Annotated in this window: 25 protein-coding genes; 12 read left to right on the top strand and 13 right to left on the bottom strand. The window is 52.2% G+C overall.

The window, feature by feature from the left end:
• Positions 1-10 precede the first annotated feature (10 nt).
• From G5S52_RS19170 to recQ, 4 genes are all read right to left on the bottom strand, one after another.
• Positions 11-451: a GNAT family N-acetyltransferase gene (locus tag G5S52_RS19170; RefSeq protein WP_165017505.1), complete on the bottom strand. Its 441-nt coding sequence runs from the start codon at positions 449-451 to the stop codon at positions 11-13.
• A gap of 129 nt (positions 452-580) precedes the next feature.
• Complete coding sequence (locus G5S52_RS19165) at positions 581-1,246, bottom strand: 7-cyano-7-deazaguanine/7-aminomethyl-7-deazaguanine transporter (protein ID WP_002539687.1); 666 nt, start codon at positions 1,244-1,246, stop codon at positions 581-583.
• A gap of 144 nt (positions 1,247-1,390) precedes the next feature.
• The gene (locus G5S52_RS19160) at positions 1,391-1,699 is read right to left on the bottom strand and encodes a DUF3630 family protein (RefSeq protein ID WP_165017502.1); all 309 of its coding nucleotides are present in this window, start codon (positions 1,697-1,699) and stop codon (positions 1,391-1,393) included.
• The gene (gene recQ / locus G5S52_RS19155; RefSeq protein WP_165017499.1) at positions 1,692-3,542 is read right to left on the bottom strand and encodes an ATP-dependent DNA helicase RecQ; all 1,851 of its coding nucleotides are present in this window, start codon (positions 3,540-3,542) and stop codon (positions 1,692-1,694) included. Before recQ ends, G5S52_RS19160 begins: the two co-directional genes overlap by 8 nt.
• Positions 3,543-4,084: 542 nt before the next feature.
• Here recQ and rarD point away from each other — a divergent pair.
• From rarD to G5S52_RS19140, 3 genes are all read left to right on the top strand, one after another.
• Positions 4,085-4,981 carry an EamA family transporter RarD gene (gene rarD / locus G5S52_RS19150; protein WP_165017496.1) on the top strand — a complete coding sequence of 299 codons (897 nt, stop codon included), beginning with the start codon at positions 4,085-4,087 and terminating at the stop codon, positions 4,979-4,981.
• A 170-nt stretch (positions 4,982-5,151) separates the two neighbouring features.
• Positions 5,152-6,924: a gamma-glutamyltransferase gene (gene ggt, locus G5S52_RS19145; protein ID WP_165017492.1), complete on the top strand. Its 1,773-nt coding sequence runs from the start codon at positions 5,152-5,154 to the stop codon at positions 6,922-6,924.
• Between the two features lie 16 nt (positions 6,925-6,940).
• The gene (locus G5S52_RS19140; protein WP_165017489.1) at positions 6,941-7,438 is read left to right on the top strand and encodes a DUF2780 domain-containing protein; all 498 of its coding nucleotides are present in this window, start codon (positions 6,941-6,943) and stop codon (positions 7,436-7,438) included.
• 69 nt (positions 7,439-7,507) lie between these two features.
• Here G5S52_RS19140 and uvrD read toward each other — a convergent pair whose 3' ends face one another.
• Entirely contained in the window at positions 7,508-9,685 is a 2,178-nt protein-coding gene (uvrD, locus tag G5S52_RS19135) for a DNA helicase II (RefSeq protein ID WP_165017470.1), read from the bottom strand.
• Between the two features lie 381 nt (positions 9,686-10,066).
• Between uvrD and G5S52_RS19130 the strand changes: the two genes are divergently transcribed.
• From G5S52_RS19130 to G5S52_RS19115, 4 genes are read left to right on the top strand one after another with little or no spacing between them, the layout of a single operon-like run.
• Positions 10,067-10,327 carry a BufA1 family periplasmic bufferin-type metallophore gene (locus tag G5S52_RS19130; RefSeq protein ID WP_002539675.1) on the top strand — a complete coding sequence of 87 codons (261 nt, stop codon included), beginning with the start codon at positions 10,067-10,069 and terminating at the stop codon, positions 10,325-10,327.
• Positions 10,328-10,348: 21 nt separating this feature from the next.
• Positions 10,349-11,200: an MNIO family bufferin maturase gene (gene bufB / locus G5S52_RS19125; protein WP_165017468.1), complete on the top strand. Its 852-nt coding sequence runs from the start codon at positions 10,349-10,351 to the stop codon at positions 11,198-11,200.
• Positions 11,197-11,946 carry an HvfC/BufC N-terminal domain-containing protein gene (locus tag G5S52_RS19120; protein WP_165017467.1) on the top strand — a complete coding sequence of 250 codons (750 nt, stop codon included), beginning with the start codon at positions 11,197-11,199 and terminating at the stop codon, positions 11,944-11,946. Before bufB ends, G5S52_RS19120 begins: the two co-directional genes overlap by 4 nt.
• A gap of 20 nt (positions 11,947-11,966) precedes the next feature.
• The gene (locus G5S52_RS19115; protein ID WP_165017464.1) at positions 11,967-12,404 is read left to right on the top strand and encodes a DoxX family protein; all 438 of its coding nucleotides are present in this window, start codon (positions 11,967-11,969) and stop codon (positions 12,402-12,404) included.
• Here G5S52_RS19115 and G5S52_RS19110 read toward each other — a convergent pair.
• The 6 genes from G5S52_RS19110 to lptM are packed head-to-tail and all read right to left on the bottom strand — an operon-like array spanning position 12,401 to position 17,010.
• Complete coding sequence (locus tag G5S52_RS19110; protein WP_165017461.1) at positions 12,401-13,117, bottom strand: HAD-IA family hydrolase; 717 nt, start codon at positions 13,115-13,117, stop codon at positions 12,401-12,403. The two genes, G5S52_RS19115 and G5S52_RS19110, sit on opposite strands and share 4 nt — an antisense overlap.
• Positions 13,118-13,144: 27 nt before the next feature.
• Positions 13,145-14,062: a tyrosine recombinase XerC gene (gene xerC / locus G5S52_RS19105; protein WP_046305546.1), complete on the bottom strand. Its 918-nt coding sequence runs from the start codon at positions 14,060-14,062 to the stop codon at positions 13,145-13,147.
• Entirely contained in the window at positions 14,059-14,733 is a 675-nt protein-coding gene (locus G5S52_RS19100) for a DUF484 family protein (protein ID WP_165017458.1), read from the bottom strand. The genes xerC and G5S52_RS19100 overlap by 4 nt, the downstream gene beginning before the upstream one ends.
• Positions 14,730-15,560: a diaminopimelate epimerase gene (dapF, locus tag G5S52_RS19095; protein WP_165017454.1), complete on the bottom strand. Its 831-nt coding sequence runs from the start codon at positions 15,558-15,560 to the stop codon at positions 14,730-14,732. Before dapF ends, G5S52_RS19100 begins: the two co-directional genes overlap by 4 nt.
• Positions 15,561-15,570: 10 nt before the next feature.
• On the bottom strand, positions 15,571-16,824 hold the full coding sequence (lysA, locus tag G5S52_RS19090; RefSeq protein ID WP_165017451.1) for a diaminopimelate decarboxylase: 1,254 nt from the start codon (positions 16,822-16,824) through the stop codon (positions 15,571-15,573).
• A gap of 24 nt (positions 16,825-16,848) precedes the next feature.
• Entirely contained in the window at positions 16,849-17,010 is a 162-nt protein-coding gene (gene lptM / locus G5S52_RS19085) for an LPS translocon maturation chaperone LptM (protein ID WP_165017448.1), read from the bottom strand.
• Between the two features lie 74 nt (positions 17,011-17,084).
• Here lptM and cyaY point away from each other — a divergent pair, with 74 nt between their 5' ends.
• Positions 17,085-17,396 (top strand): iron donor protein CyaY, encoded by a 312-nt coding sequence (gene cyaY, locus G5S52_RS19080; protein ID WP_165017445.1) that lies wholly within the window; start codon positions 17,085-17,087, stop codon positions 17,394-17,396.
• Positions 17,397-17,473: 77 nt separating this feature from the next.
• On the opposite strand, the gene G5S52_RS19075 is transcribed toward cyaY, so the two are convergent.
• On the bottom strand, positions 17,474-20,026 hold the full coding sequence (locus tag G5S52_RS19075) for a class I adenylate cyclase (protein ID WP_497707159.1): 2,553 nt from the start codon (positions 20,024-20,026) through the stop codon (positions 17,474-17,476).
• Between the two features lie 388 nt (positions 20,027-20,414).
• Here G5S52_RS19075 and hemC point away from each other — a divergent pair, with 388 nt between their 5' ends.
• Genes hemC through G5S52_RS19055 form a run of 4 tightly spaced genes read left to right on the top strand, consistent with a single transcriptional unit; the run spans position 20,415 to position 24,505 of the window.
• A complete protein-coding gene (hemC, locus tag G5S52_RS19070) occupies positions 20,415-21,350 on the top strand; it encodes a hydroxymethylbilane synthase (RefSeq protein WP_165017439.1) in 936 nt (311 codons plus the stop codon).
• Complete coding sequence (locus G5S52_RS19065; protein ID WP_165017436.1) at positions 21,347-22,120, top strand: uroporphyrinogen-III synthase; 774 nt, start codon at positions 21,347-21,349, stop codon at positions 22,118-22,120. The genes hemC and G5S52_RS19065 overlap by 4 nt, the downstream gene beginning before the upstream one ends.
• Positions 22,104-23,318: a uroporphyrinogen-III C-methyltransferase gene (locus G5S52_RS19060; RefSeq protein WP_165017433.1), complete on the top strand. Its 1,215-nt coding sequence runs from the start codon at positions 22,104-22,106 to the stop codon at positions 23,316-23,318. Before G5S52_RS19065 ends, G5S52_RS19060 begins: the two co-directional genes overlap by 17 nt.
• A complete protein-coding gene (locus tag G5S52_RS19055; protein WP_165017430.1) occupies positions 23,318-24,505 on the top strand; it encodes a heme biosynthesis HemY N-terminal domain-containing protein in 1,188 nt (395 codons plus the stop codon). The genes G5S52_RS19060 and G5S52_RS19055 overlap by 1 nt, the downstream gene beginning before the upstream one ends.
• A 462-nt stretch (positions 24,506-24,967) precedes the next feature.
• On the opposite strand, the gene G5S52_RS19050 is transcribed toward G5S52_RS19055, so the two are convergent.
• Positions 24,968-25,738 carry a class I SAM-dependent methyltransferase gene (locus tag G5S52_RS19050; protein WP_165017427.1) on the bottom strand — a complete coding sequence of 257 codons (771 nt, stop codon included), beginning with the start codon at positions 25,736-25,738 and terminating at the stop codon, positions 24,968-24,970.
• Between the last annotated feature and the right edge of the window lie 10 nt (positions 25,739-25,748).

Genomic DNA, 25,748 nt, shown 5'->3' with positions numbered 1-25,748 from the left:
TTTTTTACCTTCATGCCACAGGTGTGATTTTCTTCACAAAATGAAGGCGATATTGCCCCAATGCCTCTTTCTTCTCCAGATGTTCAATCTGGTAGTGGTTGTTAAGCAGCAAACACAGCATGCCTGCAAAGCAGTTCCGGGACTTCACTCTGAGACTGGTATAGCCATGTTTTGCCACCCAACGTTCCTGCGCATGTAACAGCGCCTGTGCAATACCGCGGCGGCGACCAGTTTTGGTCACGCCACCCAGCCAACTGTAAAAACATTCATCATCTAACTGATAGCCAACTTTGACACCGCAAAGCTCTCCGTCAATATCAGCAACCAATACCAATGAAGGCTTGTCACCGATACGTTTTTTTAGTGACTCGAGGGATTCCTGATGGGCAAATTCATCAATCTGGCTGAGCACGTTCACAGCTTCCGCCAGCGTGCCTTCTCGAATGATCATGGGATAGTCCTTGAAATGATTAGCGCCAAGACGCTCGTGTTTCGATTATAGCGCTTGAAGTTAAGACATAAAAAAAGCCGGTCTTTCGACCGGCTCTCTTTCCCTCAATATTCTGCGTTGATTTCGCTGTTAAACCAGTTTGGTTTCAACCGCTTCGTTCACACGGGTAATACGGCTGACAATATAGTTCAGCAGCACACCGTACATAGGAACGAACAAGCCAAGACTAATCACCAGTTTAAATGCGTAATCGACTAGCGCGATTTCCACCCAGTTCTCCGCCATAAAGGCATCCGGACTGTTGTAGAAAGCAATCGCAAAGAACGCCAGGGTATCAATCGCATTGCCAAACAGCGTTGAACAACTTGGTGCTACCCACCATTGCTTGGTTTGGCGCAGACGGTTGAAAACATGGATATCGAGGATTTGTCCCAGCAGATAAGCCATAAAGCTTGCTGCAGCGATACGCGCAACGAACAGATTAAACTCAGTCAGATGACCCAGCCCTTGATATTCGCCTTGGTAGAAAAGGACCGACAGCACATAGGAGATCAGTAACGACGGTACCATGACCGCGAAAATGATCCGGCGCGCAAGGCCCGCACCAAAGATGCGAACGGTTAGATCGGTTGCCAGAAAAATGAACGGGAAAGTAAACGCACCCCAAGTGGTGTGAAACCCGAAAACGGTAAATGGCAGCTGAACCAGGTAGTTACTGGATGCAATGATAACCAGGTGGAAAACCACCAGGAAAGAGAGGGCTTTGCGCTGTTGCGCGGGCGTAAAAGTGCTCATTGTGAACCTTTTTGTCATTGGGGGTGAGGGAACCCAAATTACCAACTCACCAGATTCTGTGATCTGGCTCCTAAGAAGGTGGCGAATTATACATCAATTCCAGCGAATGCCAACTGCTTCAAATTAGTCGGTTTCTAATGCGGCTTAGCCAAGCTGTTTCGACAGCCAGGTATTCAGAAAGGTAAGCTCTTCATCACCCTCTGCGCCCAGCCTTTCCAGCCAAACACTGGCGCTGTAATGTTCGGCACGCAGCATAAATGGCACGCCTTCAAAGTCGATAAGCCAGCTCAGTAAATCCGCGTCGGTTTGTTTTTCCGTGACCTTAGCGTCAATCAGTTGGCAAAACGCCATCAGATGTTGCTCGGCGTTATCAAAATCCAGCGCATCTGCAGCCAGCACCAACCGACCTGCTTCGCTGTCATGGTGGGAAAGACGGAAAGTAGGGTTATCCATAACTCGGCTCGTCGTCATTAAGGGTGATATGGTCTTCAATCACATCGAGGAATACGTTGCCGTATTTTTCGAGCTTGCGCTGACCGACACCGTTCACCGCCAGCAGCTCACCTTGTGAGGTTGGGATCATCTCTGCCATCTCAATCAAGGTGGCATCGTTGAAGACCACGTATGGTGGAATGTCTTCTTCATCCGCAATCGCTTTACGGAGCTTGCGAAGCTTGGCGAACAGTTTCTTGTCGTAGTTGCGCTTACCAAGCTTGTCAGCTTTGCTACGTGGCGACAGCCCTAATCTCGGTACTGCAAGCTCAAGAGAAATTTCCCCACGAAGCACCGGGCGCGCCTCTTCGGTCAATTGCAGCACAGAGCTTCTAGCGATGTTCTGCACAAGATAACCACGGTGGATAAGCTGACGGAAAATGCTGACCCAGTATTCATGGCTGAACGCTTTCCCCAGACCATAGGTGCTGAGCTTCTCGTGTCCGTATTCCTTGATACGCTGATTCTGCATCCCGCGCAGCACTTCGACCGTGTAGCCCACACCGAAGTTCTGGTTTACGCGGTACACACAGGACAGGGCTTTTTGCGCTTGCTCAGTACCATCAAACAGCGTCGGCGGGTCAAGGCAGATATCGCAGTTGCCGCAAGGCTTCTCGCGATACTCACCAAAGTAATTCAGCAGCACCAGACGGCGGCATGTCAGCGCTTCGGCAAACGCGCCCATGGCATTGAGCTTGTGGCTTTCCACCAGCTTTTGCGGACCATCCGGCTTTTCTTCCAAGCAGCGGTGCAGCCAGCCAATGTCTGACGGGTCATAGAGCATCACCGCTTCTGCTGGCAGGCCATCACGCCCGGCACGGCCGGTTTCCTGATAATAGGATTCGATATTGCGCGGGATGTCGTAGTGCACCACAAAACGCACATTGGGTTTGTTGATGCCCATGCCGAAAGCGACGGTCGCAACGACTATCTGTACATCGTCTCGCTGAAACGCTTCCTGCACCCAGGCGCGCTGCTCGTTCGTCATGCCTGCATGATAAGCTGCGGCGCGGATATTACTGCCAATCAGCTTTTCTGCCACCTGCTCGACACGTTTACGGCTGTTGCAGTAAACAATGCCGCTCTGACCGGACTGGGTTGCCAGAAACTGGGTCAATTGTGCCAGAGGCTTGTGCTTTTCCACCAAGGTGTAGCGGATATTCGGGCGGTCAAAACTACCAAGATAAATATGCGGGTCATTGAGGGCCAGACGCTGGCAGATATCCTGTCGCGTGGTGTCATCAGCCGTCGCAGTCAGCGCCATCACAGGCACATCGAGGAAATGCTGCTTCAGGCTGCCAAGTTGCGCGTATTCAGGGCGAAAATCGTGTCCCCACTGACTAATACAGTGCGCTTCATCGACCGCAATCAGGCCAAGGTTTACCGACTGCAGGCGCTCGATAAAATCACGCATCAGAATGCGCTCTGGCGATACGTACAACAGCTTGAGCGAGCCATTGCGCAGCGATTGCCACGTGGCCGATTGCTCGTCTGGATTCATCGAAGAGTTGAGACATGCTGCCTGCACGCCATTCGCCAGCAATTGGTCGACCTGATCTTTCATCAAGGAGATCAACGGCGAGATCACGACGGTGAGGCCATCGCGCACCAAGGCAGGAATTTGATAACAGAGGCTCTTGCCACCGCCTGTTGGCATGATCACCAATGAGTCACGCCCGCCAACTGCGGCATCAATGATTTCTTTCTGACCGTCGCGGTAACTGTGATAGCCGAACACTTCCTGCAGAACAGTTTCGTCGTGCGCCAGTGGTGGTGTCATTTCGGCCGAATCGGTAACGGTCATAGAGCCTCTCATCATTTAATAGCCGCTCATTCTAAACGCAGCGGAGCATGGATAAAAGGTCAACGACGACGAACTGTCAGTTCAATTTTTCTCAACAGAAAAGGTGTGCTTCAAAAAGGGAAGTCCATATACTGGCCAAAGCAGCAAAAACTTTTATATATGATGTGGATGCCAGGGTCTGTTGACCTTTGGTGATGATTTTTGCAGCAGTTTGTGGCGACTTTATGCAAGGCAGAGGCTTCGACGTGTAGTGGCCTACATGAGAAGCCGATAACGCAGGAGAAAGTCGCCACAAACGCTGCCCGAAGGGTTCTGCCATAAGCGTTTTATGCTTTGTTGAGGTGTATTTGCTTAGAATAACTAGGCGGCACACACCTCGCCGCGCCTAAAACGCTTATGACTAGAACAAAATTTAACCACCAAAGGTCAACAGACCCTAGTCATTCACCGGAAAAATCCACGTCAGACCCTTACTTTTCGCTGCATGCACCGCCATCAGGCGGTTTTTGCTCTTTAGCGTTTTTAGATGTAGAGATTTCGCAGTGAATGATGCGCAACAAACCCGCCGCGGCGTGATGCTGGCACTTGGCGCCTACACCATGTGGGGCGTCGCTCCGCTTTATTTTAAGGCTCTGACCGATGTGCCACCAATGGAAGTGTTGGTGCACCGCGTGATTTGGTCTTTCTTCTTCCTTGCCCTCATTCTTCATGCAAGCGGTGGGCTTGCGCGCGTCAAGTTGCTGCTGAAAGACAAAAAACGTCTTGGCCTTCTGACCATTACTGCCGTGGTGATTGCTGCTAACTGGCTGATTTTTATCTGGGCGGTAAAAAATGACCTGATGCTCGATGCCAGTCTCGGCTACTACATCAACCCGCTTATCAATGTGGTGCTTGGTATGGTCTTCCTTGGTGAGCGCTTTAGAAAGCTACAATGGGTTGCCGTAACCTTGGCATTTCTCGGCGTGGCCATTCAGGTCATCACCTTTGGCTCTCTGCCTTGGGTCGCACTGGTACTGGCGTGTAGTTTCGGCTGCTACGGCCTGCTGCGTAAGAAGATAAACGTCGATGCCGCAACCGGCCTTTTCATCGAAACTCTGGTGTTGATGCCTGTGTCGCTGATTTACCTGATGTTTATCGCCAGCAGCACCACCTCAGACATGATGCAAAACAGCTGGGGATTAAACCTCCTTCTTATCGCTGCCGGTGTAGTGACGACACTGCCACTGCTTTGCTTTAACGGCGCGGCGACGAAATTGCGTCTTTCAACCTTGGGCTTTTTCCAGTACATCGGCCCAACCATCATGTTCATGTTGGCCGTTGGCCTCTACAACGAACCGTTCACGACAGATAAAGCGACCACTTTTGCCTTTATCTGGACCGCGCTGGCAATCTTTACCTTTGATGCTGTCCGGAACCGAAGCAAGCAACGCAGCAAATAAGCTCTCAATACGGCACCGGCAGGTGCCGTTTTCCTTTACGCCCACCAAATCCTCTATCTTGCTGCCATAGCGGAAAAAATCAGCTTTTCTGCCTCGATAATCCGACACTCTTCTCTTCCTTTTGCGGACTATACTCAAAGTCCAACTCTTGGGCGTTAAAAGGAATTACAATGAAAAAGCACCCTACCCCTTTTCTTTCCGCACTGGCACTCAGCCTTGCACTCGCATTTCCTGCTGCCGCCACCACTCAGGGTGAAGCCGCTGACGCCGTTGCGCCGGAGCTTGCGACCGGTAGCGTGATGCGCAAGGCCGTGAAAGGTAAAGAGTGGATGGTGGCCTCTGCCAACCCACACGCCAGTAAAGCCGGTGAAGCCATGTTGCGTGCAGGCGGTAATGCTATTGACGCCATGGTGGCAGTACAAACTGTCCTCGGCTTGGTTGAGCCCCAGAGCTCAGGTATCGGTGGCGGTGCACTGCTGCTGTATTGGGATAGTGATGCGCAGGCGCTCACCACCTTTGATGGACGCGAAACCGCGCCAAAAGATGCGACACCTACCCTGTTCCAAAATGAAAATGGCGAGCCGCTGAAATTCTATGATGCTGTGGTCGGTGGACGCTCTGTGGGCACGCCGGGCACATTACGCCTGATGCACGATACCCACGCCAAATTTGGTAATCTTTCGTGGCGCGCCGTGCTGACGCCGGCCATTGAACTGGCAGAGAGTGGCTTTGAAGTCTCACCACGTTTGGCGGGCCTGATTGAAGGCGATGCCGAAAGACTGCGCCGCTACCCGTCAACCTATCAGTACTTCTTTGACGACAATGGTAATCCGCTCACTGTCGGTCACCGTCTGGTGAATCAGGAGTATGCCGATACTTTAAAACTGGTCGCTCAGGACATTGATAACTTCTACGAAGGTGAGATTGCCGCTGACATCGTGGCGACAGTGCAAAACGCCGCGGGCAACCCGGGCATTCTGAGCAAAGAAGATCTGGCAGATTACCGCATTGTGGAGCGCCAGCCTGTTTGTGCGCCTTACCACCAGTACCGTATTTGTGGCATGGGTCCACCAACATCCGGCGGTATTACAGTGGGGCAAATTCTGGGGGTACTCAGTCACTTCCCGATGAAGTCACTGGGTAAAGACAATCCGGAAAGCTGGCGCTTGATTGGGGATGCCTCTCGGATGGCGTTTGCAGACCGCGGTCGCTACATCGCCGACAGCGATTTTGTGCCGGTTCCAACCGAAGGCCTGCTGGCTCCGGAATACCTCAAAGCCCGCGCAGCGCTGATCCCAGCCGAAGGCGCAATGAAAGAAGTTAGCCCAGGTGAGCCCAAGTTCAGTCACGCCAGCGTTGCGCCAAAACTTGCCGATGACGAGTCTATTGAGTTGCCTTCCACCAGCCATTTCTCGATTGTCGATAAAGATGGCAACATCGTATCCATCACCACCACCATCGAGAACGGGTTTGGCTCACGCCTGATGACACGAGGCTTCTTGCTCAACAACGAGCTCACAGATTTCTCATTCAAAACCCACGCTAACGGGTATCCGATTGCTAACCGTGTTGAACCGGGCAAACGCCCCCGCTCATCCATGTCGCCAACTATCGTGATGCGCGATGGCAAGCCATACATGGCCGTTGGCTCACCGGGCGGCAGCCGCATCATCGGCTACGTGGCGAAAACCTTGGTCGCGCACCTTGATTGGGGACTCGACATCCAATCTGCCATCGACCTGCCTCACCTTGTAAACCGTTTTGGCACCTACGATCTTGAAGCCGGGACGGATGCAGAAAGTTTCAAGCCAGCGCTTGAAGCAATGGGATATGAAGTCAATATTCGTGACTTAACCTCGGGTATACACGGTATTGTTATCGATAGCGGCACCTTGGTAGGCGGAGCTGACCCAAGGCGCGAAGGTTTAGTTGTGGCGGAATAACGCCAGGAGCAAAAGAATGTTGCGTAAAGTGAATATGATTGCGCTGTGCACCCTACTGGGTGCAGCGAGTATCCCGGCGCAGGCAACCGATTTGGATAGCCTGCTTGGCAGTGCAGAGAAACAAGCGTCTAACCTGCTGGAAGGCGTGAGCAGCGAAACAGCCAGCAACCCGCTGACTGAACTGCTTTCCACTGATCTCGGTGTTGACGACAAGCAAGCTGCAGGTGGTGCGGGTGCACTGCTGGCAATGGCTTACGAAACACTGGGTGAAAGCCAAAGCAGCGAACTGCTGAAAATGGTACCGGGTATGGATTCACTGACCAGCATGATCCCGGGTGATTTAGGCAGCAATCTGTCGAACATGGAGTCAGTAGACAAAGTGTTCAACATGCTAGGAATGGACTCAGGTATGGTGCAGAAATTCGCACCTGTGATCTTGAAGCACCTGACAGGCGCTGGCGCGAGTGAATCACTCATCAGCGATCTGGCTAGTGCCTGGGGCACTCCAGCTTAATCCAACATATCGACACGCCAAAAAACAAAAGGGTGGCTCAAAGCCACCCTTTCTTTTTTAAAAAACGAATTACATTGCTTCAAGCTTGGCGTATTGGGTCACCAACCATTTGATGCCTTCCCCGTTAAACGCCACCTGCACACGGCTCTGCTGACCACTGCCTTCAAAGTTGATGATGGTGCCTTCACCGAATTTCGGGTGCTGCACACGCTGACCAAGCGAGAATCCGGTCTGGTTAAAGTTCTCTTGGGTCTGGGTTTGCGAGAAACGCCCCGTTGCTGCAGCAGGACGAGACACTTTCGCGCGCATTCGCACTTCTTCGAGGCAATCTTCCGGCAGTTCGCGGATAAATCGTGACGCTTTGTGGAACATGTCTTTGCCATAAACTCGGCGCATTTCCGCGTGAGTGATGTAGAGCTTTTTCATCGCACGAGTCATGCCGACATAACAAAGGCGGCGCTCTTCTTCCAAACGTCCGGCTTCTTCTGCCGACATCTGGCTTGGGAACATGCCTTCTTCCACACCTACCATGAACACCATGGGGAATTCAAGGCCTTTGGCACTGTGCAATGTCATTAGCTGTGCCGCATCGTCAAACTCATCAGCCTGACCTTCACCGGCTTCAAGCGCGGCATGAGAAAGGAACGCCGACAGTGGCGACATTTCTTCCTGCACCTCTTCCGGCACTTCAAACTGACGAGTAGCGGTGACCAGTTCTTCAAGGTTATCAATACGTGCCTGCGCTTTTTCACCTTTCTCCGCTTCGTACATAGCGCGAAGGCCGGAGTGCTGAATCACGTAGTCCGTTTGCTGGAATAGCGCCATTTCACGGGTGTCGTCTTCCAGTGCATTCACCAGCTCGACAAAACGGCGCAGTGAGTTTGCAGCGCGGCCTGCCAGCACCTGTTCTTCAAGCAGCTGGTTACTTGCTTCCCACATGGTTGCACCACGGTCGCGCGCAGCAAGACGGATGGTTTCTAGCGTGCGATCACCAAGGCCACGCGCTGGCGTATTCACCACGCGCTCAAAAGCCGCGTCATCAAAACGGTTACCAATCATGCGAAGGTACGCCAGCGCATCTTTGATTTCCTGACGTTCGAAGAATCGCATACCACCATAAATGCGGTACGGCAGACCCGCCTGGATCAAGGCCTCTTCAAGCACACGGGATTGGGCGTTGTTTCGGTATAAAATCGCCGTGTCATTCAGCGCGCCGCCTTCGTCCTGCCAGGCTTTGATTTTGCCCACTACGAAGCGGGCTTCATCCAACTCGTTAAACGCACTGTATACAGAAATTAATTCACCTTCCTGACCTTCCGTCCACAGGCTCTTACCCATGCGTTCGGCGTTGTTTTCAATCAGGTGGTTAGACGCTTTCAGGATGTTGCCAGTCGAGCGGTAATTCTGCTCAAGACGGATGGTTTCAGCGCCAGGGAAGTCCTGCAGGAAGCGGGAGATGTTCTCGATTTTCGCGCCGCGCCAACCGTAGATGGACTGATCATCATCACCTACGATCATCACTTTGGCACTGTTGCCCGCCATCATACGCAGCCAGGCATATTGGATGTTGTTGGTATCCTGGAACTCGTCCACCAGAATATGCTGGAAACGCGCTTGATAGTGCTCACGGATATGCTCTTTATCACGCAGCAGCTCGTGGCAACGCAGCAGCAATTCCGCAAAATCCACCAGGCCTGCACGGTCACACGCTTCCTGATAAGCAGCGTAAACACGCAGCCAGGTTTTCTCTACCGGATCAAACTGGGCATCGATGTGATGCGGACGCAGGCCTTCGTCTTTCTTGGCGTTGATATACCAAGACGCTTGACGCGCAGGCCAATGTTTTTCATCCAGATTCTGCGCTTTGATCAGGCGGCGAAGCAGACGCTGTTGATCGTCTGAGTCCAGGATCTGAAAGTCCTGCGGCAGGTTTGCATCCAGATGGTGGGCGCGGAGAATACGGTGACACAAACCGTGGAAAGTGCCGCACCAAAGACCGGAGGCCGTCCCATGCATTAACTGCTCAATACGCCCGCGCATTTCTGCGGCGGCTTTGTTGGTAAAGGTTACCGCCATCACCGAAAACGGCGAGGCATACTCAACCTGCATTAACCAGGCAATACGATGAACCAGCACACGTGTTTTACCACTTCCTGCGCCCGCCAGAACCAGATAGTTGCCAAGCTGAGCAGCCACTGCCTCGCGTTGTTTGTCATTCAGACCGTCAATCAGGTGGGATACGTCCATCGTTCATTCACTGGTTATTTATACACTGGTTGAGGATTATACCCATAAACCGTCGTGAGTTGCAGGTCTCCTTATCGCACTGCGCTTGTTTTTGAATCTGTAACGGCTTCTGCCTCTTTCTGACTTCATGAATCGCTTTAACGTCTACCGTTTCAAGACAAAAAAACACCTGAAAATTAAAATAATAAAATCATACACATAGCGATAATTTTGTTTATTTGAAGAAAAATAAGCTTAAAAAATAACCGTAATAACGAAAGTTTTTATGCCAGAGACCTATCCTTTTGGAAGAGCACTGAATAACCAACAGTGCCATCAGGGACTACCTGAATAACCTATTGATTATCTTGATGACAAAAGTCTGTAAAGAGAGGAACCATCATGAAAAAGACCAATTTTGCTGTCGCTGCTGCTGTTACCAGTCTTCTTGCTGTAGGTGCTACTACCCTGACAGCTGCTCCCGCTCAAGCAGCAGAAAAAGAAAAATGCTACGGCGTGGTGAAAGCCGGTAAAAACGACTGTGCAACGAACAACAGCTCTTGTGCAGGCACCTCAACCAAAGATGCACAAACCGACGCATTCGTCGTTGTTCCAAAAGGTCTGTGTGAGCGTCTGGTTGGCGGTTCAACCACTTCGTCTTAATTGGCACTAAAGGGTTCAGGTATGGAAAAGGTATCTCCTTGGGTGGGCGTTGGACTGAGACAGCCACACCACGATCACTTTCTTAATCATTCCCCGGATATCGGATGGTTAGAAGTACACAGTGAGAACTTTTTCCTGCCGCACTCAAAAGCCTTTGAGGCGCTGCACACCCTGCGGCGCCACTATGACGTCAGTTGCCACGGTGTGGGTTTGTCACTGGGATCTGTCGATCCGGTGAATAAACACCACCTTGGCAAGCTGAAACAACTGGTCGACACCATCGACCCCCTCTTTGTTTCCGACCACTTAAGCTGGAGCTCGGTTGACAGCGAGTACTTCAATGACCTGCTGCCTCTGCCCTACACAGAAGAAGCACTGGAGGTGTTTTGCCGTAATGTCGACGAGACGCAAGATTACCTGAGCCGCCAGATGTTGGTCGAAAACCCATCGAGCTACTTAAGCTTCAGTCACTCCACCATTCCTGAGTGGGAGTTTCTCGCCGAAGTGGCGAGGCGCACTGGCTGTGGTTTATTACTCGATCTGAATAACATTCATGTCAGCGCCTTCAATCATGGCTTTGATACCGACACTTACCTCGCGGCAATTAATCCTGAGTGGGTACAGGAAATTCATCTGGCTGGCTTTACCGTGAAGCAGTTGGACGAAGGGGAAATCTGGATTGATACCCACAGCCAACCCGTGTCTGAGCCTGTGTGGTCGCTGTATGAAAAGTGGATTGCCGAGCATGGCGCGCGCCATACCTTGATTGAATGGGATCGCGATATCCCCACGCCGGACGTTTTACTCGGTGAAGCGGCAAAAGCCGATCGCATCGTCAAAGCCCTCACGCCATCCGTGAAGGAGGCATCATGAGCGCCCCCAGCCTTGCTTCGCTGCAGCATCAATTTCGCGATGCCCTGCATTATGAGTCGCACGATTTACCTGTTGCAGAAGGCGTGACAGAGCCTGAGGCGCTGATACAGGTTTACCGCAACAACTTTGTGATGACCCTGACTGAATGCCTCGAGAACATTTACCCCGTCGCCAATGCTCTGGTGGGTGAAGAGTGCTTTCAGGCCATTGCCCGTCACCACGTACTTGGCACCACCATGGATAACGCCTGCGCCGATCGATATGGCGCCGGGTTTGCTGACACCATTCGCGCGCTGCCCAACATCATCGAAGCCGTGCCGTATCTGGCAGATATCGCTGAGATTGAATGGCATATCCAATGCGTGAACAGAGCGCCATTGCCAGAGGCTTTTCCGGTCGAGGCCTTGTCAGAAGTAACACCGGAAGATTTTCCGCGTATTCAGCTGACGGCTTCTCCCGCATCCGCCGTGATGAAAAGTGACTTTGCTGTCGCCACGCTCTGGCAAGCGGTCAGCAATCAGGATGAGGAGGCATTGAATCAGCTGGATTTGATGCGTCCTGAAGCCCTGCTGGTGCAGAAAGATAACGAAGGGATCAGTGTCACCACTATCAGCGATGAAGAAGCCTCGCTGATCCTCGCTTGTAAAGATTTCGCGTTTGGGGAGATTGACCCCGAGCTTTTGCCTCACATTTCCGGTGCCATGCTACGCGGTGTTTTCAGCAGCTTTGCACTGGCCAGTGATTAACAAGAAAAAGGAAATCGCACATGTTCGCTGTGATCAATAAAATCGACGACTTGATGGAATCTGCGCTGAAGCCTTTGATTCCGGTTCTTCTGCTGGTTAGCCGCCTCTGGGTAGCCTGGGTATTTTTCAAATCCGGTCAAACCAAAGTTGCCAGCTGGGACAGTACCCTGTTCCTGTTTGAATACGAATATCAGGTACCGCTTCTTCCTTGGGAAATGGCGGCCTACCTCGGCACGGCAGCGGAACTCATTTTGCCTATCTTCCTGGCACTTGGTCTTCTCACCCGCCCAGCGGCTTTTGCCCTGTTTGCCTTCAACATTGTTGCCGTGGTGTCTTATCCGGCGCTGTGGCCAAAAGGCTTTTTCGACCACCAGATGTGGGGCGTGATGCTACTTGTCACTATGATTTGGGGTCCTGGCATGGCAGCAGTCGATAACTGGTTGAAGAATCGTAGCTAGTCAAGTAAGAGCAAATCGGAAAGATCGGAAATTTCCACATCCGGCAGTAACGAAGCGCGCCGCTGCAATGTCAGCGGCGTTTTTGTGTCGTTAAACCAACACGCTTTAAAGCCGGCCAGTTTTGCCCCGCGCACATCGGCTTTGAGGTGATCGCCAACATGGAGAATGGTGTCTGCGGGAATATTCAGGATGGATTGCGCCTTGGTAAACAGTGCGCCGTCAGGTTTCGCTGCACCGTCCGGCCCTGCCTGAAGCACCTGCTTGAATAGCGGCGTCAGGCCCAGCTTGTCACAATCAACATTCCCGTTGGTGATCGCCACCATTGGATAGCGCTCAGCCAATTCACTCATGATCTGCATCGCGTCTTCCGGAACCGTAAAATTACTGCGCTCATGAAGGAAAAACGCTACACCATCATCAGCCAGAGATTTGGCGTTAGCCTCACTCAGGCCACAGCGTAAAGCCGCTAAGGTAAGTTGGGCTCGACGGATTTCAGTGACAAAACCCACCAGCGAGGCATCATCTGCAATCACTTCTGCGCGCATCACCTGCCACTGCGGCCAGTCAAAATTAGTCATCGCCGGGCAGCGCGCTTCCAGCCAATCCAGCAACATTTGCTCTGCACGGATAATCACCACCCGGTTGTCATACAGGGTGTCATCCAAATCAAAGGTCATGGCAGAGATAGGTTGCCAGCGGCGATAGAACTTCATGCGCGCTCCTTGCAGTGAGTAGTGCGGTTAGTCGTCGTTTTTACGCTTACGCGCCCTGGGATGCGCGGCGTCGTACACTTTAGCCAAGTGCTGGAAATCGAGGTGGGTATAAACCTGAGTGGTGGAGAGATCTGCATGACCCAGAAGCTCCTGCACCGCCCTCAAATCACCGGAAGATTCCAACATGTGGGTAGCAAAACTATGACGCAATTTGTGAGGATTGATATGGCTGCTGACCGCCTGTTTCTGTCCCCATTCCGCCATACGCTTTTGTACGCTGCGCGGAGAGATACGGTTTCCCAGTTTCGACAGGAAAAGGGCATCTTCCGGCCCTTTAAGCAGTTGGTTACGCACTTTCAGCCAGTTGAACAGCCACTCTTTCGCCATACCGGTAAAAGGCACAACTCGCTCTTTGTCGCCTTTACCGATCACACGCAGGTCGCCCTTTCGCATCGCCACATCGCGAACGTTGAGGCCAATCAGCTCAGACAGACGAAGTCCTGCGCCGTACATCAGCTCCATCATGGCGCGATCGCGCACGGCTAATGGATCGTCGGCATCCACCGACAGCAACTGATTCACTTCATCGACATCAAGGTTTTTTGGCAGCGTGCGACCTTGCTTGGGCGCTGCGACGCCTTTCGCGGGATTCGCCGCCAGTGCGCCGTCTGACACCATAAAATCAAAGAAGCTGCGAAGGGCAGACAGGCGAAGCGCAATACTGCCCGCTTTCAGACGTTCGCGCTTGGCTTGGGCTGCAATCTGGCGCACCCATGCGGCATCGACATCCTGCCATTTGGTCACGCCTGCCCCCACCAGAAACTCAGCACTGGCGGTCAGTTGTTGGCGGTAATTGTTTTCGGTGTGGCGGCTTAAGCCCCGCTCGCGGATCATGTAATCAAAGAATCGCGCCAGCGGTTTTTCGATGCTGGCAGGCAAACTCATTCGTTCGCCTGCCACTTAGTGAGGAGGATGGCGATGTGCTCGGCAATTTGTTCGACGAACAGAGTATCCATGCTTGGCTGGAAGTGACCGCCATCTTGGCTGGCAAAAGTCAGAAAGCCCAGTTCTTTGCCTTTAAACACAGGAACCAACGCATAAGAGCCAAGCTCAGGTGCCTGAGTGACGAACTGGTCGCCGTCGACTTTGCGCAATCTGCCCAGATAGATTCGCTGGCCACAGAAATGCGCCGCTTTAACCGCATCCACACTCTTGCGGTTTAACTGGTGGTGTCCACCGTCATAGAGACGAAGGCTCACCACCAGGTGCAGTGAGTTGGCAAGTTCCAGCAAGGCTTTATGAATATCATCTTCACTTTCTGCCGCAAACAACGCCTTATGCGCGTGGGAGAAAGCACGAAACAGGTTTTCATTGCCTGCCGCGATACTCATCAGTTGGGTAATGTCTTCTTCAAGCTCGGCCACACGCTCACGCAAACGGCCAAGTTGGATTTCGACCAGAGATACCGCACCACGCTCAGTATGAGGCACTCTTAATTGCGCCGCCAGTTGAGGTTGGCGGTGGAAGAAGTCTGGATTGTCTTTCAGAAAAGCGGCCACGGCTTCTTCGGTCAATGCCTCAGCCAGTGGCCCTTCGAGCTTGGAAAGCTCCGTCATACTGTTATCTGTCCATCGTATACGTGTGAAGCCGGACCCGTCATGTAGAGCGGATGCCCTACGCCTTTCCAGCGGATTTTCAGATCGCCGCCCGGCAACTGCACTTTCACCGACTCATCAAGCAAACCCTGCAAAATGCCCACAGCGACTGCTGCACAAGCACCGCTGCCACACGCCTGGGTTTCGCCCGCACCGCGCTCGTAAACGCGAAGACGGATTTCATTGCGCGATACCACCTGCATAAAGCCAGCATTAACACGCTCAGGGAAACGCTCGTGGGATTCCACCAACGGACCCAGGCCTTCCACGTCATAGGTATCGATGTCATCGACCACAGTGACGCAATGCGGATTGCCCATACTGACCGCGCCCACAAACAGGGTTTTATCTTCTACACGTAAAATATAGGTTTTTTCTTCAGCATTTGCGCGGAAGGGGATTTTAGACGGTGCCCAGATAGGCTCACCCATGTTGGCAGTAACCAGCTCGTCACTGTCCATCTTGAGTATCATCTTGCCGCCTTTGGTGCTGACCTGAATTTGGTTTTTGTTGGTCAGCCCTTTCATTCGCACAAAACGGGCAAAGCAGCGCGCACCATTGCCGCACTGCTCCACTTCGCTGCTGTCAGCATTAAATATCCGGTAATGGAAATCACTTTCCGGATCATACGGTGGCTCAACCACCAACAGCTGATCAAACCCCACGCCGGTATTTCTGTCCGCCAGACGGCGGATCATATCCGGAGAGAAGTATGCATTTTGCGTCACGCAATCAACGACCATAAAGTCGTTGCCGAGACCATGCATTTTGGAAAATTGTATCTGCATCCGGATCCTTTTACTCAGGCAGTACCTGTTCTAACTCCCACAGTGATGCCAGCGGCTCACGCTGACGCACCAGGTGGGATTGGTCGCCATCTACCATCACTTCTGCTGCGCGGCAGCGGGTGTTGTAGTTAGACGACATCACAAAGCCATAAGCACCAGATGAACGCACCGCCAGCAGGTCGCCCGCTTCAAGCGCCAGCGCGCGGTCTTTACCAAGGTAATCGCCGGTTTCGCACACAGGCCCAACCAAATCATAAGTTTTGGCTTCACCCTGGCGTGGCTGTACAGGAACAATATCCTGCCAAGCTTGGTAAAGCGCTGGACGCAGTAAGTCGTTCATCGCCGCATCAATGATGGCGAAATTCTTTTCTTCGTTGTGCTTGAGGAACTCAACCTTGGTCAGCAGCACACCGGCATTGGCGGCTATCGCACGGCCCGGCTCAAACACCAGCTCGATATCCTGATGGTTCGACAAACGGTCAAGCAAGGCTTTCGCATAGTCAGACGGCTCTGGCGGTTTCTCATCGCTGTAAGTCACGCCGAGACCACCACCTACATCAAGGTGATCGATAGAGATGCCATCCTGTCCCAGCGCATCAATCAGCGCCAGCAGGCGATCGGTCGACTCGATAAACGGAGCCAGCTCTGTCAGCTGTGAACCAATGTGACAGTCAATACCATGCACAGAAAGGTGTGGCAGGCTGTTCGCGTATTGGTAAACCTCACGGGCTCTGTCAAACGCGATGCCGAATTTGTTTTCTTTCAGACCGGTAGAAATATACGGGTGGGTTTTGGCATCCACGTCCGGGTTGATACGCAGGCTGATTGGCGCCACTTTACCCAGCTCGCCCGCCACTTTGTTCAAGCGGTCCAGCTCGGCTTCTGATTCGACGTTGAAGCATTTAATACCGAGCTCCAGCGCACGCGCCATCTCCGGTTCGGTTTTACCTACGCCAGAGAACACCACTTTTTTCGGATCGCCGCCAGCCGCTAATACGCGCTCCAGTTCACCCTGTGAAACGATGTCAAAACCTGAGCCCAGACGCGCCAATACATTCAGTACGCCAAGGTTACTGTTTGCCTTCACGGCATAACAAATCAGGTGCGGATGGTCACCCACGGCTTTATCAAACGCATGCCAGTGACGCTCCAGCGTCGCACGCGAGTAAACGTAAAGCGGTGTGCCGTATTGCTCTGCAAGCTGCGCCAGTGGCAGATTTTCTGCCCACAGTTGCCCGTCATCCTGATAATTGAAGTAGTCCAACGTTGTCCTTCCCTGTCCAAAGTTTTATGGCTGAGTGGATTCCTGAGTATCCTGCGGCGTTTCCGGATTTGCCTGCTCATTTTGCGCAGGTGCATCTTCTGGAAAGTAGAGAGGTCCTTGCTGACCGCATGCCGAAATCAGGGCTACTGTTGCCAGCGCGGCAAGTTTCAGGGTTAATCGCATCATTTCTGCCAGTGATCTAAAAGTTAATGCCCTCTATAATCGCATCAACGCACTGAAAAGCAATAGGACGACTGAGAATGAACACAAGCCAATACCATGAACTGGTTGACGAGCAATGGATGGCGATTGAAGACGGCATCGACGAGAGTGGCGCGGATATCGATTACGAAACGAATGGTAATGTTCTGACACTGGATTTTGAAGACCGCAGCCAGATCATCATCAACCGTCAGGAACCGATGAAAGAGATCTGGTTGGCATCACGCTCAGGCGGCTTCCATTTCAGCTACCAGGAAGGCCAATGGCTGTGCAGCAAGAGTGGCATGGAATTTATGGATATGGTGAAGCAAGAATGTTCCAAACACGCTGGCGAGAGTGTGGACTGGTAACAAGCTGCTTGATTTAAAGTGTATTGAGAGGGGCTGACAGCATGTGTTGTCAGCCTTTTTTCTGAAATCGGGATTGATCAGCGGGACGCGTATTGGGCGGCGTCAGTATTCGCATCAGCACGTTGCCACTGACGCTCACTCTTGTAGGGGATGACCTGCGCACGACCATCAGCTTGATGGATGATGTCGTAGAACTGTGGCAGGTTGAAATTCACACCTTTACCGGCAAAGTTAGCGGTTTCCTGCGAAGAGGTATAGAAGCGGTTTACGCCCTGCACCATCTCTTCTTTGTCACCGCTGCACTGGCGGTACACTTCCACGCGGTTGTTTTCATCCAGCACATAGATATGGAACCCATCATCGCAATCTTCAAAGAAGAACTGGATAAGACCTTCACTGGCGTAAGCATCGACCACTTCCGGCGGATGGATATCAGCGTCTTTGTCCAATACCACAACCGGTGAACCGTGAACCTTATTGGTCGAAATCGAACGGTAGAACTCGACGGAGTTTTCCAGCTTCTGCACTGACACACCGCGGCGCTCGAAGAACAGGCCGAAGGTTTGGTCTGCCACACGAATCGCTTTAAAGCGGCGGCGTTTTTCCTGATCGACCGGTTTCAGGCGCATGTCGATACACTCTGCCACCAGTTGGTAAACCAGGTTACGAATCAAACCACGCATCTTGCCCGCATAACAGAACACATCCACTGACTCAGGTGGAATGGCATCCTGGTGCATCTTACCCAACAGAGTTTTCAGTACGTCGAGAATCGCGTTCTCACCCTTGAAGTTCAGGGTACGCACTTCGTTCCAGCTGTTGCGGTAAACCAAATCGACACTACCAACCAAACACTGCTGCTCAGCGCCGTAGCTGAAAATGTCTGTGTTTTTGAAATCAAAACGCACCGCAGGCTGTTTAAGCTCTGTGGTCGGGTCGTTTTCAAGGTTGATGAACAGCGCCAGTTTACGTACTTCACAAGGGCTCGACAGCGCCTGCAGAGAAGGCTGCGGACGACGTACCGAGAAGGTGTTTCGAAGGTCACTGACCAATTGGTAAAGCTTGTCGATGTCGACATTGCTGTTACGTGCCACTGAATGCAGGCGGCTGGATTCGGTCAACAGACCATTGAAATACGCCCACGCCACCAGCTTTGACAGGTAACGGTTATGTTCGAGCGGCGAGCGGCCGATAATTTCGACAGGCTTCAATGATTGCTTGTAAAGATACCAACCCGGCGGGTTACTGCGCCCTTCTGGCACCTGAATAAAGCTCAGGTCCGCTTCATGCAAGTCCGGTGACAGTTGCGGGTTAAGCAGGGTCACTTTGCCCGGCAATACCTCAAACGCAGCATAAAGCTTACGTGCCAGAATACTGATGTCTTCAGGGCTAATTGCAGAAGTGATGTCATTGCGGCGCGCGAAACGGATAAGGTTTCGGTAGCTCAACATCAAAGCTTCAAGCAGCTCGTTGTGCGCTTCTTTAACCTCCTCCACTTTCCAGTTACGGCGATTGTCCAGACGCGCGATGTCTTCCTGCGTCCAGCCCCATTCACGGGTCAGGATACACAGCACTTCACGGCGCCATGGCACAGAGCCAGGGCCTGGTTCGCGGGTCAGCTTCTCGTGGGTTTTGAGGTAAAAGCAACGGCGCACCAGATCAAGACGGCGGTGGTCATCGATGCGCTCAAGATAGCGGGTGACCTTCTCCAGCATCAGGTAATACGCGTCAGACTGGTAAACGTCCAACATGCCAGAGAAGAAACGGCGTTTGCCGTCAACGCTCAGAAGCTGGGTTCCTGGGTACTCCCAAGAATAAGCTTCAAGCAAAATCGCTTTCAGTACCGACTTATAAGGCGAATCGATACTTTTATACAGTTGCCAGAGACTGGAGCCGAAGTACTCTTCCGCCGGGATGGATGGCAAACCGCCAAAGTCCACCCAGTCTTCGCGTTTTATCGCGCCACTGGCAATCATCTCTCCAACGTAATCTTCGTAGCAACCTTCCATCTCCGGTGGCACCAAATACCAAAGCAGATGTTGGCCGGCGAGATGTACGGCGGAGCGGTAGAATTCATCGAGCAGCAGGTAGTGCTGAGTAGAGCCACAGTTTTCCGTGGTCATCGCCTGTGCCATGTTCTGGCGGAAGCGCTGCTCGCAAATTACAAAGAAGTTCACTTCCACACCCTGAGACATCGCCCAGTCGGAAATCAGTGAACATTTGGCGTCCAGCATGTCACGTTCGTCGTGCGCCACCCAATCCTGCACACAGACCCAGATATCCAGGTCACTGGTGAGGCTTTGACCCATTGACGCGGTACTGCCCATCGAGAACAGGCCTTTAATAGGATGCTCTTGGGAAAATGGCTTAACCGGTGATGGGGTATTCAGTGCGAGGGCGCAATCGTTGACGAAGTCTTGCTGAACGTCTGAAAGGGAGAAATTGCAGATACCATGGACGACGCTACGTTCGAGGTAGCCAGGGACAGCAGGATGATTAAAGTGCAGCAAGGCAGGCAATACGTTAAAGACATTAACGGCCTGAGAGTGCATAGCGCTTCGTGCGCGCTCCAACCTAACGTGGTTGAAGGCATTAAGACGCTCTAATTGCTGATCAACATAGTTTTGCAAGATAAACATCCAAAGTTGCCGACATCCTAGTCAACGTAACGGGAGCTGAATCTAAAAGACTTCAGTGCCCATGGATAAAAACGTGATCAATCTAACAGTTTTTCTTTGGAGCGTAAAGCGAGCAATGACTCATCATTTCTGCTTCACTTTGCTCACTATATGACCAAAACTGTGAGAGAGACAACGCTTTATCTCAAATTTGATTCGAAATAAGGTGAACCACGTTGGGTTTTACCCCTGTGAATCGCCCCAAAAACATGATCCATATCACATCATCATAGCCGAAGCCGCGTGAATTCGCACCTTTTTATCACCGCTATCACCTTAAGTTCTCAAGGAATAACAAGGGGTGGTACGATTAGCGTAAGCAAATCAAATGGACGCAACTATGACTTCAACACCCATCCGCATCGCCACCCGCCAGAGCCCACTTGCCCTGTGGCAGGCTGAATTTGTCAAAGCCGCTCTGGAAGAAACCCACCCGGGTTTGGTTGTGGAGCTGGTTCCTATGGTGACCAAAGGCGACATCATTCTCGACACTCCACTGGCCAAAGTTGGCGGCAAAGGATTGTTCGTGAAAGAGCTGGAGCAAGCAATGTTGGATGGTCGTGCAGACATTGCGGTCCATTCCATGAAAGACGTGCCTGTAGAGTTTCCTGAAGGGCTCGGGCTGGTCACTATCTGTGAGCGTGAAGACCCTCGTGACGCCTTTGTTTCCAACAATTATGCAAGTATCGATGCACTGCCAGAAGGTGCGGTTGTCGGTACATCAAGCCTTCGCCGCCAATGTCAGGTTCGTGCCAAGCGCCCTGATTTGGTGGTGAAAGATCTGCGCGGCAACGTCGGCACCCGTCTGGGTAAGCTCGATAACGGTGAATACGACGCCATTATTCTTGCATCGGCAGGTCTGAAACGTCTCAATCTTCACGACCGTATCCGCAATGAAATTGAACCGGAAGAAATTCTGCCAGCGGTTGGCCAAGGCGCAGTTGGTATTGAGTGCCGTGTGGATGATGAACGCGTCCGTGCGCTGCTGGAACCATTGGCCGATGCCAACACCACTTACCGCGTGCTGTGTGAGCGTGCGATGAACAACCGCCTGATGGGCGGGTGTCAGGTACCGATTGGCAGCTACGCAGAAATCCACGGCGACCAAATCCATCTGCGCGCACTGGTAGGCGAGCCGGATGGCAGCAAAATCGTCAGCGGTGAAGTGACGGGCCCACTTGAAAAAGCGGAAGAGCTGGGAACTGGCCTTGCTGAACAGCTGCTTGAAGATGGTGCGCGCGTGATTCTGGAAAAACTGTATCAGGACGAAGTATGATCGTACTGGTGGTGCGCCCCGCACCTGCCTGCTATGAACTTGCTGAAACGCTGAACCAATCAGGAATAAAGGCGCTTCCCGCGCCTTTATTGTCTTTTTCCGCTGGAAACGATCTTGCCTCTCTGACTCAATGCCTTAATACACTCCCTCCACACAGCGTTGTCGTGGCAGTGAGTCCCCGCGCGATTGAATACGCCCATCAACAACTTCAGGACGAAAACGCCACCTGGCGTGACGATCTGCATTATGTGGCAGTCGGAGAAAAAACAGCACAAGTCTGGAAAGCCAAAAGCGGTGTGGATGCGATTCAGCCATCGACAGAAGACAGCGAAGGCATGGTGTCCTTGTCTGTTTTCGAAAAGCCGGAAAGTCTTCAGGTCGTGATCTTGCGTGGCAACGGCGGACGGGCACTTTTGGGCGATACCCTGACAAATCACGGCGCCAAGGTGCGCTATTTTGAAGCCTATCAACGACATTGGACCAGTGAGTCCCTATCATCACTGGCTATGCAATGGCGGGCGGAAAATGTCGATACCTTGGTCATCACCAGTGGCGAACAACTTTCGCTTTTGTGCCAGACAATCTCAGAGTGTGACCAGCAATGGTTACGAGAATGCCATATACTGGTGCCAAGCAAACGGATTTACAATCAAGCAATTGGCCTTGGTTTTAATGCAATCAGCTGCGTAAACAGCGCCTCCAATCACGCCCTGTTTCACGCGTTAAACGAGATGATTAACTCGGGACATTCGGATGACAGACAACAATAAGACTTCAGGCACGGATAAAGACACGTCGGCGCCAGCATCCCCTACCGGCAAGGAAACGCCATCGTCTTCCAAGCAAAGCGGTAAGCCTTCTGCGACCGACAAATCCGCTGCCAAGTCCACGCCTGCTGATACGCCGGCCAGTGACAAAAACGCGGCAACGCCGCCCCCTGCCACCCAAGAGAAAAAAGGTGGCAACAAACTTTCTGTGGTTGCCATTGTGTTGGTGATTGCCCTCGGCGGCGGCCTGTACTATCACGGCCACCAGCAAAGCCAACAGCTCACAGCCAACATCTCTGCATTGACGGATGAAATTAGCTCACTGAAATCGGCGCTGGCTGACAGCGAAAAGCAAAGCCAGGAAGCCGTGAAAAAAGCCGTGCAGGATACTCAAGTGCTGATTGAACAGCAGGACACCACCATTCAGAGCCTGCAATCAGCGCTGGCTGATGTGAAAGGCCGTCGTCCCAATGACTGGCTGTTAGCAGAAGCGGATTACCTGGTGAATCAGGCCGCACGTAAGCTTTGGCTGGAACACGATGTACTGACAGCCACCACACTGATGCAAAATGCCGATCAGCGCATTGCTGAGCTTAATGACCCGTCGCTGACACCTGTTCGTCAGGCGATGGCAAAAGACATCCAGCAATTGAAAGCCGTGAAGCGCATTGACCGCGACGGTATCGTGCTTCGCCTGAACTCGCTTCAACAGGAAGTCGACAAACTGCCGCTGGCTAACGCCATCATGCCAGAAGCAGAGGAAGTGGCGCCGCAGCAGGTTTCTGGCAATGTCGACGACTGGCAGCAAAACCTGAAAGCCTCTTTCAGTGATTTCGTCGGTCAGTTCATCACCTACCGCAAGCGCGAAGGCGATGTGGTACCACTGCTGACACCGGCACAAACTTTCTACCTGCAGGAAAACCTCAAGGCAAAACTGGATCAGGCGGTAACCTCGGTATATCGCGAGAATGGCCGCCTGTATGCGGAGTCACTGAAAACTGCGAAGGAGTGGGCAGAGCGTTTCTACAATCAAGACGCTGACATTACCAAGAGCTTCGTTGCGACCCTGACCAACCTCAGCCAGCAGACTATTGAAGTCAGCTACCCTGAGGCACTGGAGAGCCAAGCACTGATTAGTGACATGCTGGCTGACCGTCTGCGCCGCGATTTAGCGCCACTGCAAACCGGGGAGAATAACTAATGATTAAAATTCTCCTGCTGGTTATCGCGCTGATTGCAGGCCTGATTGTCGGGCCGGATCTGGCGGGTAATCAGGGTTATGTGCTGATTTCTGCGGCCAACCAAACCATCGAGATGAGTGTATCCACGCTCATTATTCTGGTGGTGTTCGCTTTTGCTGCACTGTTCATCCTTGAATGGCTCATTCGCAAAATCTTCTCGCTTTCAAGCTCCACCCGCGGCTGGTTTTCCGGCCGTAAGAGTAAGAAAGCACGCGCGCTGACCAATGATGGCTTGCTGAAACTGCTAGAAGGTGACTGGAAGCAATCTGAAAAGCTGGTGATGAAAGGTGCAACCCACAGCGATGCCCCTTTACTGAACTACCTGGCGGCAGCAGAAGCAGCGCAAGGCCGTGGCGACGTGGACAGCCGTGACCGTTACTTGCAACAAGCATCGGATTTCGGGACTGATCGTCTGGCAACCTCACTGACCCGCGCCAAGCTGCAATTCCGCCAAGGCCAATATGAAGAAGCGCTCGCGAGCCTTCAAGGGTTGGTCGATGCCAATCCACGCAACCCGATTCTGCTGAATTTACTGAAAGATACCTACCTACAGCTTCAGGACTGGCAAGCTCTGCTGCGTTTGATGCCATCACTGAAACGTGTGAAAGCCGTAACTGAAACGGAAGCAGAAAAGCTGGAACAGAAAGCCGAATGTGGCCTGATGGCTCACATCGCGACACAGAAAGGCAGCGACGGCCTTCTGGCGCACTGGAACAGCCTAAGCCGCGCAGCACGTCAACAACCTAAGCTGATCGCTTGCTTGGTCAAACAGCTGATTTCACGTCATGCCGATTCAGAGGCTTACATCATTCTGCGTGAAAACCTGAAAAAGCATCCTGATGAAACCTTGATTTCTCTGGTGCCTGAACTGAAGCTGCCTGATTACCATCCGGCTATTCTCAAACTTCAGGAGCTGCTGCGCTACAACGAGAATAACCCGGTGACACACAGCGCATTGGGTCAGCTCTACTTCCGTGAAGGAAAATGGACAGAGGCTCGTACTCACTTTGAAAAAGCGTTGGAAATTCGCCCCGATGTGACCGATTACGCTTGGCTAGTCGATACGTTAGAAAAACTTAACGAATCCGGCGCAGCCAACAGCCTTTCCCGCGAAGCCCTCAAGCTTGCGCTGCCTCACAAAGAGTGAAACATTTCGCGCACAAAAAACGCCCAAAAGGGCGTTTTTTTATTCACGATTTTCGCACTCAGACTCAAAAACAACCCAAGTTGTTTCAAGCTGTTAATAATGATTAACTGCTATTTACCAGCCATTGTTAAGACAAAGTAGCTGTTATCAAATAGGGGCGTAACAAATTATATTTTGCCGGTTTCAGTTGTTAATCAATTCGTAGGCTTTCATCAGCCAGAGTGATCAACAAATGGCATCGGCTTTGCCAATCCCTTTTGAAAGTGAGCCCGCCCATCATGGATATGTTACCTTGGATCCTGGTGTCAGGCCTGTTGGTTTCAGTTGTTACTGGTCTACTGACAGTTCTGCTGGTTAAAGGTATGGAGTAATCCTACCCTTTGCACCCCACGCCTCCGCTTCGGAGGCGTTTTGGTTTCTGGCGGAGAGGAATCTGGGTCTGTTGACCTTTGGTGATGGAGACTATCGCATCGCGGCTTTCACATAGACGTCAAAGCGGTTCTTCTTGGTTTCAATTTGAGTCGACGGCGTTTTGCCAGCCAGAAACTCGGCATAATCCGGACGCTTGACCACCACACGTTTGGTCGCCAGTGTATAAGCTGGCTCATACAGACCATCTGCGTCATCATCTGCGCCTACCAGCGACTGGAAAACACGCATCTCTTTTTTCACTAATGCTGACTTTTTCTTGTGCGGGTACATGGGGTCGAGATACACCACATCCGGGCGTTCCAGATTTTCGTCGTTAACAAGCTTCACCAGTGCGTCGTGGCTTGAAGCATGCAGAAGCGACATGCGCTCGCTCACCCAACCGCCGATTTCCGGATCCACTTTGGCACGGGCAAGGCCATCATCCAACAATGCCGCAACCACAGGATGACGCTCAACCATCTGTACCTTACAGCCAAGAGAAGCCAACACAAAAGCATCGCGCCCCAATCCTGCTGTGGCATCCAATACCGTTGGCGTTGCCCCTTTGTTGAGTCCGACTGCTTTAGCAATCGACTGCCCTTTTCCGCCCCCGAATTTACGGCGATGACCAACAGCACCGCCAACCAAATCGACGAAAACCGCGCCGAGCTTTGGCTCGTCCAGCTTTCGAAGCTCCAATTGATTTTCGGTCAGTACCAACGCAAACAGGGCGTTCTCATCGTGGGTCAGTCCCCAACGGTTAGCAATCTGGTTAAGGATGTCAGCGCGTTCTGGCGCTTCGCAGGTTAAAGCTATCTGCACCTGGGTTCTC

The sequence above is a fragment of the Grimontia sedimenti genome (assembly GCF_011045095.1).
Lineage (GTDB): Bacteria > Pseudomonadota > Gammaproteobacteria > Enterobacterales > Vibrionaceae > Enterovibrio > Enterovibrio sedimenti.
The sequence above is the reverse complement of the archived record's forward strand: the minus strand, read 5'-3'. Positions and strand labels throughout refer to the sequence as shown.

Bases quoted from the DNA above. Each gene is read 5' to 3' on its own strand.
- uvrD (WP_165017470.1), bottom strand. From the start codon at position 9,685: ATGGACGTATCCCACCTGATTGACGGTCTGAATGACAAACAACGCGAG.
- G5S52_RS19130 (WP_002539675.1), top strand. From the start codon at position 10,067: ATGAAAAAGACCAATTTTGCTGTCGCTGCTGCTGTTACCAGTCTTCTT.
- xerC (WP_046305546.1), bottom strand. From the start codon at position 14,062: ATGAGTTTGCCTGCCAGCATCGAAAAACCGCTGGCGCGATTCTTTGAT.
- G5S52_RS19110 (WP_165017461.1), bottom strand. From the start codon at position 13,117: ATGAAGTTCTATCGCCGCTGGCAACCTATCTCTGCCATGACCTTTGAT.
- G5S52_RS19170 (WP_165017505.1), bottom strand. From the start codon at position 451: ATGATCATTCGAGAAGGCACGCTGGCGGAAGCTGTGAACGTGCTCAGC.
- G5S52_RS19160 (WP_165017502.1), bottom strand. From the start codon at position 1,699: ATGGATAACCCTACTTTCCGTCTTTCCCACCATGACAGCGAAGCAGGT.
- G5S52_RS19060 (WP_165017433.1), top strand. From the start codon at position 22,104: ATGACAGACAACAATAAGACTTCAGGCACGGATAAAGACACGTCGGCG.
- bufB (WP_165017468.1), top strand. From the start codon at position 10,349: ATGGAAAAGGTATCTCCTTGGGTGGGCGTTGGACTGAGACAGCCACAC.
- dapF (WP_165017454.1), bottom strand. From the start codon at position 15,560: ATGCAGATACAATTTTCCAAAATGCATGGTCTCGGCAACGACTTTATG.
- ggt (WP_165017492.1), top strand. From the start codon at position 5,152: ATGAAAAAGCACCCTACCCCTTTTCTTTCCGCACTGGCACTCAGCCTT.
- G5S52_RS19100 (WP_165017458.1), bottom strand. From the start codon at position 14,733: ATGACGGAGCTTTCCAAGCTCGAAGGGCCACTGGCTGAGGCATTGACC.
- cyaY (WP_165017445.1), top strand. From the start codon at position 17,085: ATGAACACAAGCCAATACCATGAACTGGTTGACGAGCAATGGATGGCG.
- G5S52_RS19065 (WP_165017436.1), top strand. From the start codon at position 21,347: ATGATCGTACTGGTGGTGCGCCCCGCACCTGCCTGCTATGAACTTGCT.
- lptM (WP_165017448.1), bottom strand. From the start codon at position 17,010: ATGATGCGATTAACCCTGAAACTTGCCGCGCTGGCAACAGTAGCCCTG.
- G5S52_RS19115 (WP_165017464.1), top strand. From the start codon at position 11,967: ATGTTCGCTGTGATCAATAAAATCGACGACTTGATGGAATCTGCGCTG.
- recQ (WP_165017499.1), bottom strand. From the start codon at position 3,542: ATGACCGTTACCGATTCGGCCGAAATGACACCACCACTGGCGCACGAC.
- G5S52_RS19120 (WP_165017467.1), top strand. From the start codon at position 11,197: ATGAGCGCCCCCAGCCTTGCTTCGCTGCAGCATCAATTTCGCGATGCC.
- hemC (WP_165017439.1), top strand. From the start codon at position 20,415: ATGACTTCAACACCCATCCGCATCGCCACCCGCCAGAGCCCACTTGCC.
- G5S52_RS19165 (WP_002539687.1), bottom strand. From the start codon at position 1,246: ATGAGCACTTTTACGCCCGCGCAACAGCGCAAAGCCCTCTCTTTCCTG.
- G5S52_RS19140 (WP_165017489.1), top strand. From the start codon at position 6,941: ATGTTGCGTAAAGTGAATATGATTGCGCTGTGCACCCTACTGGGTGCA.
- G5S52_RS19055 (WP_165017430.1), top strand. From the start codon at position 23,318: ATGATTAAAATTCTCCTGCTGGTTATCGCGCTGATTGCAGGCCTGATT.